The sequence below is a fragment of the Escherichia sp. WS3227_2 genome, from assembly GCF_046486495.1.
Taxonomy (GTDB): Bacteria; Pseudomonadota; Gammaproteobacteria; order Enterobacterales; family Enterobacteriaceae; genus Escherichia; species Escherichia coli.
The window spans coordinates 352,570-365,353 of the sequence record NZ_JBJQLG010000001.1 but is presented as its reverse complement, the minus strand read 5'-3'; the positions used below and the strand labels follow the sequence as shown (position 1 = coordinate 365,353).

Below are 12,784 nucleotides of genomic sequence, written 5' to 3'. Positions count from 1 at the left end.
AAAGCATACGGGCCAGCAAATGCTGGCCTAATTTTTTCTTGAGGGAAGACTATGATGCGCAAAATGCTGCTGGCGGCAGCACTTTCAGTGACGGCAATGACCGCTCACGCCGACTACCAGTGCAGCGTCACGCCGCGTGACGATGTGATTGTCAGCCCGCAAACCGTGCAGGTGAAAGGCGAAAACGGCAATCTGGTGATCACGCCAGACGGCAACGTGATGTATAACGGTAAGCAATATTCCCTGAACGCCGCCCAGCGCGAGCAGGCGAAGGATTATCAGGCTGAACTACGCAGCACGCTGCCGTGGATTGATGAAGGCGCGAAAAGCCGCGTCGAGAAAGCCCGTATTGCGCTGGATAAAATTATCGTTCAGGAGATGGGCGAAAGCAGCAAAATGCGCAGCCGTCTGACCAAACTTGATGCGCAGCTGAAAGAGCAGATGAACCGCATTATCGAAACGCGCAGCGATGGCCTGACGTTTCACTATAAAGCCATTGATCAGGTTCGCGCCGAAGGCCAGCAATTAGTTAATCAGGCAATGGGCGGAATTTTACAGGACAGCATTAATGAAATGGGCGCGAAAGCGGTGCTGAAAAGCGGCGGTAACCCATTACAGAACGTGCTGGGAAGCCTGGGCGGTCTGCAATCCTCAATCCAAACCGAATGGAAAAAGCAGGAAAAAGATTTCCAGCAGTTTGGCAAAGATGTTTGTAGCCGCGTTGTGACTCTGGAAGATAGTCGCAAAGCCCTGGTCGGGAATTTAAAATAATCCTCTATTTTAAGACGGCATAATACTTTTTTATGCCGTTTAATTCTTCGTTTTGTTACCTGCCTCTAACTTTGTAGATCTCCAAAATATATTCACGTTGTAAATTGTTTAACGTCAAATTTCCCATACAAAGCTAAGGGATAATGCGTAGCGTTCACGTAACTGGAGGAATGAAATGGAGTTTTTCAAAAAGACGGCACTTGCCGCACTGGTTATGGGTTTTAGTGGTGCAGCATTGGCATTACCCAATATCACCATTTTAGCAACCGGCGGGACCATTGCCGGTGGTGGTGACTCCGCAACCAAATCTAACTACACAGCGGGTAAAGTTGGCGTAGAAAATCTGGTTAATGCGGTGCCGCAACTGAAGGACATTGCGAACGTTAAAGGCGAGCAGGTAGTGAATATCGGCTCCCAGGACATGAACGATAATGTCTGGCTGACACTGGCGAAAAAAATTAACACCGACTGCGATAAAACCGACGGCTTCGTCATTACCCACGGTACCGACACGATGGAAGAAACCGCTTACTTCCTCGACCTGACGGTGAAATGCGACAAACCGGTGGTGATGGTCGGCGCAATGCGCCCGTCCACGTCCATGAGCGCAGACGGTCCATTCAACCTGTATAACGCGGTAGTGACCGCAGCTGATAAGGCCTCAGCTAATCGTGGCGTGCTGGTGGTGATGAACGACACCGTACTGGACGGTCGCGATGTCACCAAAACCAACACCACCGACGTAGCGACCTTCAAGTCTGTTAACTACGGTCCTCTGGGTTACATTCACAACGGTAAGATTGACTACCAACGTACCCCGGCACGTAAGCACACCAGCGATACGCCATTCGATGTATCTAAGCTGAATGAGCTGCCGAAAGTCGGCATCGTTTATAACTACGCTAACGCATCCGATCTTCCGGCTAAAGCACTGGTAGATGCGGGCTATGATGGTATCGTCAGCGCTGGTGTGGGTAACGGTAACCTGTATAAATCCGTGTTCGACACTCTGGCGACCGCCGCGAAAAACGGCACTGCAGTCGTGCGTTCTTCCCGCGTACCGACGGGCGCTACCACTCAGGATGCCGAAGTGGATGATGCGAAATATGGCTTCGTGGCCTCTGGCACGCTGAACCCGCAAAAAGCGCGCGTTCTGCTGCAACTGGCTCTGACGCAAACCAAAGATCCGCAGCAGATCCAGCAGATCTTCAATCAGTACTAATCACCTCGCCCCGGTATCGTGCCGGGGCTTTTTCACTTCAGACTTACGTCCATTGCCAATTTTCATTACCCTAATGATAATCACCGCAGTAAATTATTCCGCGAGAGGGTTTTCGGGTGAAAAAGCAATGGATTGTTGGCACGGCGCTGCTTATGTTGATGACTGGTAATGTCTGGGCAGATGGCGAACCGCCAACTGAAAATATCTTAAAAGATCAATTCAAAAAGCAGTATCACGGCATTCTCAAGCTTGATGCCATCAGCTTAAAAAATCTTGATGCTAAGGGTAATCAGGCCACCTGGTCAGCGGAAGGCGATGTCTCTTCCAGTGACGATCTCTATACCTGGGTCGGTCAGTTGGCAGATTACGAACTGCTCGAACAGACCTGGACGAAAGATAAACCGGTAAAATTCTCGGCGATGTTAACCAGTAAAGGAACGCCCGCGTCTGGCTGGTCGGTGAACTTTTACTCTTTTCAGGCGGCAGCCAGCGATCGTGGACGGGTGGTCGACGATATCAAAACGAATAATAAATATCTGATCGTGAATAGCGAAGATTTCAATTATCGCTTTAGTCAGCTTGAATCAGCGTTGAATAACCAGAAGAACTCGATTCCTGCGCTGGAAAAGGAAGTGAAAGCGCTTGATAAGCAAATGGTGGCGGCGCAGAAAGCAGCGGATGCATATTGGGGAAAAGATGCAAACGGTAAGCAAATGACCCGCGAAGACGCCTTTAAAAAAATTCACCAACAGCGTGATGAGTTTAATAAACAGAACGATAGCGAGGCTTTCGCGGTTAAATATGACAAAGAGGTTTATCAACCGGCGATTGTGGCATGTCATAAACAGAGTGCAGAGTGTTATGAAGTGCCAATTCAGCAGAAGCGAGATTTCGATATCAACGAACAACGGCGACAGACTTTTCTGCAATCACAAAAACTTAGCCGTAAATTGCAGGATGACTGGATAACGCTCGAGAAAGGGCAATATCCGTTAACGATGAAAGTTTCAGAAATAAACAGTAAAAAAGTCGCGATTTTGATGAAAATTGACGATATCAATCAGGCTAATGAACGCTGGAAAAAAGATACCGAACAACTGCGGCGCAATGGAGTGATTAAGTAACTCATGTTAAGTACCTTTGCCGGATAATATAAAAAGTTATCCGGCAAATTATTTTTTACATTAGCCCTAGTAGCTGTGGAATGAACAAGGATATTTGCGGGATGTAAGTGATCATCATCAACGCGATTAACAATGCGGCATAAAATGGCAGCAATGGTTTGATCAAATGTTGAATCTTCACACCTGAAATAGAACAACCAACAAATAGCGCACTACCCACCGGCGGTGTTAACAGCCCAATACAAAGGTTAGCCACCATCATAATACCGAAATGTACCGGATCCATTCCCAGCTCTTGTGCAATCGGCAAGAAGATTGGTGTGAAGATTAGTACAGCCGGTGTCATGTCCATAAAGATGCCGACAATTAATAAGACGATATTAATCAGCAGCAATATGATCAGTGGGTTATCAGAAATCCCCATCAATGCGTCGCTGATCATATAAGGAATATCAGCATTGGTCATTGCCCAGGACATGCCCACGGAAAAACCGATCAACAGTAATACAATCGAAGTGGTAACAACCGATTCCAGAATCAGTTTGGGTAAATCGCGCCATTTTACTTCCCGGTAAATCAGCACCGAGAGAATAAATGTGTAGACAACGGCAATTGCTGACGCTTCAGTTGCGGTAAAAATGCCGCCCAGAATGCCGCCCATTACAATGAACACCAGAAGCAAACTTGGTAAGGCATCCAGAAAAGCTTTACATGCCTGAGCAAAGGTTGCTCTTTCTGAAAGTGGGTAGCCACGGCGTTTAGCAATAATGCCGCAGACTATCATTACCGCGAGACCCATTAAGATCCCTGGCAAATATCCCGCCATAAATAACGATGCTACAGAAACGCCGCCAGCTGTCAGGGAAAACACAATTAACACGTTTGAGGGCGGTATCAGTAATCCAGTAATACAAGATGAGACGTTTACAGCGGTAGAAAATGCCGGATCATAACCTTCTTTGGTCTGAATGGGATTCAGTGTGCCACCAACGGCAGCAGCTGCCGCAACGGCTGAACCAGAAATGGAACCAAACATCATATTCGCCAGGACGTTCACATGACCAAGCGAACCAGGAACGCGGCCAACCATTACCTGGGCGAGGTTAATCAAACGTATCGCAATACCGCCGCTGTTCATCAGCGTTCCGGCAAAGATGAAAAAGGGGATTGCCAATAGGGCAAAGTTATCCAGTCCATTAGCCAGTCGCTGCGAAACAGTGATTGCCGCGATATCCCAGGGAAACATCAACAGCATTGAAGCTACAGTGGCAATACCGATTGAGAACGAAATGGGCACACCAATAAAGACCAGCACAAAAAAACAGCCAAACAGTGTAAGCGCGATATAACTATCCATTAACTGGCCTCCTGCGCAGGTTGTTTCAGTTGTTGAATGCTTTGATTAATAAAACACAAGGCATAAAACATCATCACCAATCCACTTAATGGCAGAATGATATATACGTATCCCATCGGTATTTGCATCGCGGCAGATACCTGTGATGTTGCCAGTGTTTTATCAATTAATTTCAGGCCACCAGTCACAATGACCGAACCGGCAAAACCTAAAATAAGAACGTTAATGACTATACTAAGAAGTAATTGCTTGCGCTTATTCAGGGCGAGAGCAAATAAATCGATAGAGAGATGTCTCTGCGCGCCGACGGTATATGCAGCACCTAATAATCCTACCCAGATCATCAAAAAGCGTGCCAGTTCATCGGTTAATGTACTTGGCTGGTTAAGTACGTAGCGGCTAAATACTTGCCAGACTACGCATACAACCAGAGCAAGCATTACGGCGACAGAAAACGCGGCAATGACGCGGTCTACCGCAAGTTTCAGGCGGTTAAATATCATTGTAAGCATCCTGGAAAATCAGGGCCAGAGACTGGCCCGAAATATTATTGAGCAGCGTTGTCGAATTTCTCTAACAAAGCAGCTTGTTTTGGATCTTTTTTGAAGTCGTCAAACAGAGGTTGAACTGCGGCACGGAATGGGGCTTTATCAACCTTAACGATTTCACCACCCATAGCTTTCGCCTGAGCACGTGTGTCAGCGTCAATTTTTTCCCACAATTTTTGTTGATAAGCTTCGGATTTCTTCGCCGCTGTTTCGAGGATTTGTTGCTGTTCTGGGGTTAATTTATTCCATGTTTTGGTGGAGATAACCAAAAAGTCAGGAATTGAGGCATGTTCATCTTCAGAAAAGACTTTGGCAATTTCGATATGTCGAGTCTGCACCCAGGAAGGCACGTTATTTTCTGCGCCATCTACTACACCTTGCTGCATCGCAGTATAAACTTCGCCAAATGAAATTGGAGTGGGTGAGCCACCCATCAGTTCAATCATTTTGATGGTGGTCGGGCTTGGCTGAACACGAATTTTCAGCCCTTTAAGATCTTCTGGCTTAGTAATCGGTTTTTTCGCATAGAAACTGCGTGTACCCGCTACATAAGCTGATAAAGCAAAAAAGCCTTTATCTTTTGTTGAATCCATAATTTCTTTACCAACTTCACCAAAAACCACTTTGTTGAAGTGCGCCTGATCTTTAAATAAGAACGGCAAATTATAGATAGCATAAATATTATCAAAAGACTCCAGATCACTGGCGGAACCTTTGGTCATATCCAGTGCACCATTTTGCAACAACTCCATAGTTTCTCGCGCATTACCCATCTGGCTGCTGGGATAAATACGGATCACCATATTACCTTTTGACAGCTGTTTTACCTCTTTCGCCAGCTCTTCAAAACTCTGATGTACAACATGACTTCTTTCCAGGTTGTGTGCTAACTTTAACGTCACTTTTTCTGCGGCGTTTACGCCAGTGCTAACCAGAGCCAGCAAGGATGCGCAGACTAATGAGCGGGTAAATGACCTCATTTTCATAAAAAAACTCCCTGTTGAAGGATGGAAATTGGTTGATATCTAATTGTGCTTATCAGTGCTTTGTGCGACAAATTGGTTAACCTGTCTGACAACTTGTCTATGTTTATCACAACTTGAAATAAAGTCAGAAATTAAATATTAATTTTGTGCGCCAGGTTGTACATGTTTATAATCAATAAATGATGAGTAAATATTCACTAAATATATATAATAAATATCGTCGATATTTATTCAGTAAGAAATATATTTTTGCCGAAGTTAATTAACGGGGGGGTAAAAGAAGTGATTAATGCGCCCGCAGGCGCATTAATGATTACTCAGCGAGGAATAATTCAAGAAGTGAGTTTAAGAATAATTTACCATGTTCCGTTATCTGCCAGTAATCCGCACATTCTGTGAGATAACCCTGAGCGATGGCCTCGTCTAACTGAGAGCGAATAACTTCTTCAGAAAGGCCAGTATACTGGCTAAACTCCACGCGCGGCGCGGCTTCCAGCAGACGGAAGCGATTCATAAAGAACTCAAACGGCTTATCTGCGGCTTCGACATCACGCTGGCTTTCCAGATACCTTCCTTGCATAAAACCACGCGGATGACGCGTTTTGGTGGTACGCAGAATGCGCCCATCCGGGAAGGTCACTTTGCCGTGCGCGCCGCAGCCAATACCGATGTAGTCGCCAAATCGCCAGTAGTTGAGATTGTGCTGGCACTGATAACCTGGTTTGGCGTAAGCGGATGTTTCATACTGCTGATAGCCCGCTGCGGTTAATAACTGATGCCCCTGTTCGAAAATATCCCACAGCGCGTCATCGTCCGGCAGTACAGGAGGGCGCGAGCCAAACAGCGTATTAGGTTCGATGGTCAGTTGATACCAGGAAAGATGCGGCGGATTCAGTTCAATGGCCTGGCGCAGATCGCCAAGCGCCTCTTCCAGTGATTGATCCGGCAGCCCATGCATCAAATCAAGGTTAAAACTACGCAGCCCCAGCCCGCTTGCAAGTTTTGCCGCTCGTTTCGCTTCTTGCGGGCCATGAATGCGCCCAAGTCGTTTCAGCTTTTCTTCGCTAAAACTCTGCACACCAATAGAGATGCGGTTCACACCAGCACGCTGATAATCGACAAAGCGATCGGCTTCAACCGTACCAGGGTTCGCTTCCATAGTAATCTCTGCATCCGCTGCCAGCGGCAAACGCGCACGTACGCCGTCCAGCAGCATTTGCATCGCCGCGCCGGAAAGCAGGCTCGGCGTACCACCGCCAATAAAGATTGTCTGCACTTCACGGCCCTGAGCGTAAGCCACATCGTTGTCCAGATCGTTAAGCAGATGCTGAACATAATCGTCGTGCGGCACTTCTCCTTTCAACGCGTGAGAGTTGAAATCGCAGTACGGGCATTTCTGCACGCACCACGGGATGTGAATGTAGAGACTCAGCGGCGGTAATTTAACCATTACGTAAAGCGTCCAGCAGCAGTTTCAACGCCTGACCACGGTGGGAAATGGCGCTCTTTTCTTCGCGGGTCAGTTCGGCAGCGGTTTTTCCTTCGGAAGGTACGAAGAAGATTGGATCATAACCAAAGCCGCCAGTACCCGCTGGTTCACGAGTAATCACGCCCGGCCAGCTGCCGTGGCATACCAGCGGAGTCGGATCTTCCGCGTGACGCAGATATACCAGCACGCAGTGGAAACGCGCCTGACGTTGGTCGTCCGGTACGTCTTTCATTGTTTCCAGCAGTTTTTGCAGGTTCTTTTGATCGGTCGCGTCTTCACCGGAATAACGCGCGGAGTAAATACCCGGCGCGCCACCCAGCGCATCTACCGCCAGACCGGAGTCGTCGGCAATTGCCGGTAAACCGGTCACTTTTGCCGCATGGCGCGCTTTCAGAATCGCGTTTTCGATAAAGGTCAGGCCGGTTTCTTCAGCGGAATCTACGCCGAGGTCTGTTTGGGCCACGATATCAAGACCGAAGTCGCTAAGCAGCGACGCCAGCTCACGCACTTTACCGGCATTGCCGGTTGCGAGGACAACTTTTTGCATAGGATACCTAATTAATTAACGCCGCGATTTCTGGCGGGATTTGTTGCGGATTAATGATTTTAATTTGTTTGTGGCGGCCAAGTTCGCCTTTTTCAATCACCACCTGGCTTTTGGCAACCCGGAATTGCTTACCGAGAAACTTCACCAGATGGCTGTTGGCCTGGCCGTCAACCGGCGGCGCGGTTATGGCGACTTTTACCTCGTCGCCATGTAAACCGACAATAGAATCACGGCTGGCTTTCGGCTGAATATAGAGCCGTAAAACCAGACCGTCATCATTAACTGTTACGGCACTCATAACGCCATCCACAGCCCCGGCAGCAGCATATTTCCGGTCGCCTGCAAGACTTCTGCGACACCCATATTGATGACATACAGCAGCAGAACGAGGATCATCGGCGAGAAATCAATCCCACCCATTGCCGGTAGCAGGCGGCGAATCGGGCGCAGCAGCGGATCGGCCAGCTGAATCAGCACGTATTCAATCGGACTACGACCCTGGCTTACCCAGCTCATAATCGCCATCACCAGCAGGACCCAGAAAATCAGCAGGCCGATGGTTTTCAGCAGAATCAGTAAACCGGCAATCCAGATGATTGGCAGGAAGGTCACCACTTTAAACAGCACGATGGCTTTGATAAAACTGAGAATATAGGCAACCAGCAGCGAGGCGCTGTCAATGGGACCCATAGCCGGAATAACGCGGCGCAGTGGCCCGATAATTGGCTGCGTTACCTTCACTACAAACTGTGAGAAGGGGTTGTAAAAATCACAATGAGCCCACTGCATCCAGATGCGTAATAACAGCACCATGGTATACAGCTCAATGACCGTTGAAAGCAGGAAAGTCAACGTATTCATGGCGTTCCTTTAATTCCTTATTTTTTAGAGTAATCACGCGCACCAAAAATTGCAGTGCCGATACGAACCATCGTGCTACCTGCCGCAATGGCGGCTTCCATATCGTCCGACATTCCCAGAGAGAGCGTGTCGATATGCGGGTAGCGCGTTTTCAGTCCGGCAAATGCTACAGCCATTTGGCGTGCAACTTCAAACTGCCTTACATATTCTGACTCAGGCGCAGGGATTGCCATCAGCCCGCGCAGACGTAAACGCGGTAGTTCAGCGACCGCAGCTGCCAGCTCGTCCAGTTCTGCCAGTTGAATCCCGGACTTACTGTTTTCGTCACTAATATTAATTTGAATCAGTACGTTAAGAGGGGGAAGTTCTGCCGGGCGCTGATCGTTGAGGCGGGTAGCAATGCGCAAACGGTCGATGGTATGACACCAGTCGAAATGCTCTGCCACCAGGCGGCTTTTATTAGACTGCAACGGGCCAATAAAATGCCATTCTAATCCTGTTACGCCCAGTTCCTGAAAGTGGCGAATTTTATCTACCCCTTCCTGAACGTAGTTTTCACCAAATTGACGCTGCCCGGCATCAATGGCTTCTGCGATGGCGCTCGCAGGTTTTGTTTTACTGACTGCAAGCAGCGTAATTTCTTCTGGAGAACGGCCGCAACGCGTTGCAGCCGCTGAGATTTTGTCCCGGACCTGTGCCAGGTTATGCGCAATATCGTTCATTTTCCGAGGATCTTAGTATGTATATGGAAGAAATTGTGGCCCTTAGTGTAAAGCATAACGTCTCGGATCTACACCTGTGCAGCGCCTGGCCCGCACGATGGCGCATTCGCGGGCGAATGGAAGCTGCGCCATTTGATGCGCCGGACGTCGAAGAGCTACTGCGGGAGTGGCTGGATGACGATCAGCGGACAATATTGCTGGAGAATGGTCAGTTGGATTTTGCTGTGTCGCTGGCGGAAAACCAGCGGTTGCGTGGCAGTGCGTTCGCGCAACGGCAAGGTATTTCTCTGGCATTACGGTTGTTACCTTCGCACTGTCCACAGCTCGAACAGCTTGGTGCGCCACCGGTATTGCCGGAATTACTCAAGAGCGAGAATGGCCTGATTCTGGTGACGGGGGCGACGGGGAGCGGCAAATCTACCACGCTGGCGGCGATGGTTGGCTATCTCAATCAACATGCCGATGCGCATATTCTGACGCTGGAAGATCCTGTTGAATATCTCTATGCCAGCCAGCGATGTTTGATCCAGCAGCGGGAGATTGGTTTGCACTGTATGACGTTCGCATCGGGATTGCGGGCTGCATTGCGGGAAGATCCTGATGTGATTTTGCTGGGAGAGCTGCGTGACAGCGAGACAATCCGTCTGGCGCTGACGGCGGCAGAAACCGGGCATCTGGTGCTGGCGACATTACACACGCGCGGCGCAGCGCAGGCAGTTGAGCGACTGGTGGATTCGTTTCCGGCGCAGGAAAAAGATCCCGTGCGTAATCAACTGGCAGGGAGTTTACGGGCGGTGTTGTCACAAAAGCTGGAAGTGGATAAACAGGAAGGACGCGTGGCGCTGTTTGAATTGCTGATTAACATTCCCGCGGTGGGGAATTTGATTCGCGAAGGGAAAACCCACCAGTTGCCGCATGTTATTCAAACCGGGCAGCAGGTGGGGATGTTAACGTTTCAGCAGAGTTATCAGCAGCGGGTAGGGGAAGGACGTTTGTGAGGCTAAAGTGATTGATTAGTTTAGTAAATATGCCTGATGCGCTACGCTTATCAGGCCTACAAACGTAGTCATTCACGCCGCATCCGGCAATAAGGAGCGATGACGTAAATCGCCTTAATACCCCTGCTCGAAATAACTTTCGAGAATAATAACCGCAGAGGCAGAGTCGACTTTGCCTTTATTAAGCGCCCGGTAGCCACCTTGTTCAAACAGACCGGAGCGCGCTTCTACGGTGCTAAGACGCTCGTCATGGAGCTTTACTTCAACACCGAAACGACCATGAATACGGTTGGCAAATTTACGCGCTCTGGCAGTCAACGGCTGTTCTGTGCCGTCCATATTCAGCGGTAAACCGACGATGATTTCGTCCGGCTGCCACTCTTTCAGTAAACGTTCGATGAGGTTCCAGTCCGGCGTACCGTCCTGCGCTTTAATTGCAGGCAAAGGGCGAGCGGTGCCGGTAATGCGTTGGCCGACCGCTACACCAATGCTTTTGGTACCGAAGTCGAAGGCGAGTAAGGTTCCACTCATCAGGCGTGCCCTGCCACACCAGGCATGGTGAGAATATCCACACCAATCAGTTTTGCCGCCTCGCGCCAGCGGTCGGCAATCGGTGTTTTGAACAGAATATTCAGATCCGCCGGGGCGGTTAGCCACGCGTTATCGAGAATTTCTTGTTCCAGTTGACCTTTCTCCCAGGAGGCATAGCCCAGAGCCACCAATACGTCAGACGGTTGTTTATCGGTGCCGAGCGTTTCCAGCACATCGCGGGAAGTGGTCATCACCGTGTTGTCTGAAATGCGAATGCTGGAAGCAAAATTAGAGGGCGGAGTATGCAAAATAAACCCGCGATCTTCAGCCAGCGGACCGCCGAGCATAACCGGTTTATCCAGACGGATTGATTCATCACGCGGCTCCGGCGTGATCTTCAGCTTTTCCAGAATCCCTTCAATTTTGAGATTTTCCAGCGGCTTGTTGACGATGATCCCCATTGCACCATTGGTATTATGTTCGCAAATGTAGACCACGGAACGACGGAAAATCGGATCCTGGAGAGCAGGCATGGCAATAAGAAAGTGATGCTGTAAATTCATTGTCAGAGGTTCTGTTTCCTGGTTCAAAAAAGCAACAGCGCCCAGTATGCGTGGAAAGAAGGGCGCTGTCACTCAGAGTCTCAACGAGATCCTTCTCGCTAAGGTGGGTTACTGCTGCTGTAAACGTGCTTCGATGGCATCCATTAACATTCCGGTGATCGACACCGGAAACTCTGCTTCAATCTCACGAATACAGGTTGGGCTGGTGACGTTAATTTCAGTCAGACGGTCGCCGATGATATCCAGACCAACAAAAATCAGCCCTTTTTCTTTCAGCGTCGGCCCGATCTGACGGGCGATTTTCCAGTCACTTTCCGTCAGCGGACGAGGTTCACCGCGACCACCGGCAGCCAGATTGCCACGGGTTTCGCCCCCCTGCGGAATACGCGCCAGGCAGTACGGCACCGGCTCGCCATCCACCACCAACACGCGTTTGTCGCCATCTTTAATGGCTGGCAGGTAATTTTGCGCCATGCAGTAGCGAGTGCCATGCTCAGTCAGGGTTTCGGCAATCACGCCGAGGTTTGGATCGCCTTCTTTCACGCGGAAAATCGACGCGCCGCCCATACCGTCCAGCGGCTTAAGAATGATGTCGCTGTGTTTCTCCCAGAACGCTTTTAGCTGCGCTTTATTGCGCGTAACCAGCGTTTCTGGCGTTAAGTCAGAGAACCAGGCAGTAAACAGTTTTTCGTTACAGTCGCGCAGGCTCTGCGGCTTGTTAACGATCAGCGTCCCTTTCTCTTCGGCACGTTCCAGAATATAGGTCGCGTAGATAAACTCGGTATCAAACGGCGGGTCTTTACGCATCAGGATCACATCGAGATCGGCCAGCGGCAGATCCTGTTCACCGACGAACGAAAACCACTCTTCGTAGTTCTGCTTCACGTTCAGCGTGCGGGTATGGGCGCGGGCTTCGCCATTGATCAGATACAGATCGCCCATCTCCATATAGTGAAGTTCGTAACCACGACGCTGTGCTTCCAGCAACATAGCGAAACTGGAATCTTTCTTGATGTTGATGTTTGCGATGGGGTCCATCACGATGCCGAGCTTGATCATTATTCT

The 12,784-nt window shown here is 49.3% G+C and carries 15 protein-coding genes; 4 read left to right on the top strand and 11 right to left on the bottom strand.

All coding sequences use genetic code 11. The features are described from left to right. Positions 1 to 51 precede the first annotated feature (51 nt). From ACJHXB_RS01800 to ACJHXB_RS01790, 3 genes are all read left to right on the top strand, one after another. Positions 52 to 771 carry a DUF2884 domain-containing protein gene (locus tag ACJHXB_RS01800; protein WP_000984796.1) on the top strand — a complete coding sequence of 240 codons (720 nt, stop codon included), beginning with the start codon at positions 52 to 54 and terminating at the stop codon, positions 769 to 771. A gap of 175 nt (positions 772 to 946) precedes the next feature. Continuing rightward, positions 947 to 1,993, top strand: coding sequence for an L-asparaginase 2 (gene ansB, locus ACJHXB_RS01795; RefSeq protein ID WP_000394125.1), 1,047 nt, complete (start codon positions 947 to 949; stop codon positions 1,991 to 1,993). 116 nt (positions 1,994 to 2,109) lie between these two features. Then, a complete protein-coding gene (locus ACJHXB_RS01790; RefSeq protein WP_001604838.1) occupies positions 2,110 to 3,117 on the top strand; it encodes a DUF1202 family protein in 1,008 nt (335 codons plus the stop codon). Positions 3,118 to 3,172: 55 nt separating this feature from the next. Here the strand turns inward: ACJHXB_RS01790 and ACJHXB_RS01785 are convergent, their stop codons facing one another. From ACJHXB_RS01785 to yggS, 8 genes are all read right to left on the bottom strand, one after another. Further along, positions 3,173 to 4,474, bottom strand: coding sequence for a TRAP transporter large permease (locus ACJHXB_RS01785; protein WP_000378953.1), 1,302 nt, complete (start codon positions 4,472 to 4,474; stop codon positions 3,173 to 3,175). Next, entirely contained in the window at positions 4,474 to 4,977 is a 504-nt protein-coding gene (locus ACJHXB_RS01780) for a TRAP transporter small permease (protein ID WP_000577034.1), read from the bottom strand. Before ACJHXB_RS01780 ends, ACJHXB_RS01785 begins: the two co-directional genes overlap by 1 nt. A 44-nt stretch (positions 4,978 to 5,021) precedes the next feature. Then, positions 5,022 to 6,008: a TRAP transporter substrate-binding protein gene (locus tag ACJHXB_RS01775; protein WP_000784004.1), complete on the bottom strand. Its 987-nt coding sequence runs from the start codon at positions 6,006 to 6,008 to the stop codon at positions 5,022 to 5,024. Positions 6,009 to 6,321: 313 nt separating this feature from the next. Continuing rightward, the gene (gene hemW, locus ACJHXB_RS01770) at positions 6,322 to 7,458 is read right to left on the bottom strand and encodes a radical SAM family heme chaperone HemW (protein WP_000239961.1); all 1,137 of its coding nucleotides are present in this window, start codon (positions 7,456 to 7,458) and stop codon (positions 6,322 to 6,324) included. Beyond that, positions 7,451 to 8,044: an XTP/dITP diphosphatase gene (locus tag ACJHXB_RS01765; protein ID WP_001174738.1), complete on the bottom strand. Its 594-nt coding sequence runs from the start codon at positions 8,042 to 8,044 to the stop codon at positions 7,451 to 7,453. The genes hemW and ACJHXB_RS01765 overlap by 8 nt, the downstream gene beginning before the upstream one ends. 7 nt (positions 8,045 to 8,051) lie before the next feature. Continuing rightward, on the bottom strand, positions 8,052 to 8,342 hold the full coding sequence (yggU, locus tag ACJHXB_RS01760) for a DUF167 family protein YggU (RefSeq protein ID WP_001277222.1): 291 nt from the start codon (positions 8,340 to 8,342) through the stop codon (positions 8,052 to 8,054). Next, positions 8,339 to 8,905: an osmotic shock tolerance protein YggT gene (gene yggT / locus ACJHXB_RS01755; protein ID WP_001094831.1), complete on the bottom strand. Its 567-nt coding sequence runs from the start codon at positions 8,903 to 8,905 to the stop codon at positions 8,339 to 8,341. Before yggT ends, yggU begins: the two co-directional genes overlap by 4 nt. A 17-nt stretch (positions 8,906 to 8,922) precedes the next feature. Further along, the gene (gene yggS / locus ACJHXB_RS01750) at positions 8,923 to 9,627 is read right to left on the bottom strand and encodes a pyridoxal phosphate homeostasis protein (RefSeq protein ID WP_000997795.1); all 705 of its coding nucleotides are present in this window, start codon (positions 9,625 to 9,627) and stop codon (positions 8,923 to 8,925) included. A gap of 17 nt (positions 9,628 to 9,644) precedes the next feature. On the opposite strand from yggS, the gene ACJHXB_RS01745 reads away from it, so the two are divergent. Then, positions 9,645 to 10,625: a PilT/PilU family type 4a pilus ATPase gene (locus ACJHXB_RS01745; RefSeq protein ID WP_001604836.1), complete on the top strand. Its 981-nt coding sequence runs from the start codon at positions 9,645 to 9,647 to the stop codon at positions 10,623 to 10,625. Positions 10,626 to 10,739: 114 nt separating this feature from the next. Here the strand turns inward: ACJHXB_RS01745 and ruvX are convergent, their stop codons facing one another. The 3 genes from ruvX to gshB all read right to left on the bottom strand — a co-directional run bounded on the left by ruvX (position 10,740) and on the right by gshB (position 12,778). Next, complete coding sequence (ruvX, locus tag ACJHXB_RS01740) at positions 10,740 to 11,156, bottom strand: Holliday junction resolvase RuvX (RefSeq protein WP_000017111.1); 417 nt, start codon at positions 11,154 to 11,156, stop codon at positions 10,740 to 10,742. Then, complete coding sequence (locus ACJHXB_RS01735; RefSeq protein WP_001053178.1) at positions 11,156 to 11,719, bottom strand: YqgE/AlgH family protein; 564 nt, start codon at positions 11,717 to 11,719, stop codon at positions 11,156 to 11,158. Before ACJHXB_RS01735 ends, ruvX begins: the two co-directional genes overlap by 1 nt. A 108-nt stretch (positions 11,720 to 11,827) precedes the next feature. After that, on the bottom strand, positions 11,828 to 12,778 hold the full coding sequence (gshB, locus tag ACJHXB_RS01730) for a glutathione synthase (protein WP_000593273.1): 951 nt from the start codon (positions 12,776 to 12,778) through the stop codon (positions 11,828 to 11,830). Between the last annotated feature and the right edge of the window lie 6 nt (positions 12,779 to 12,784).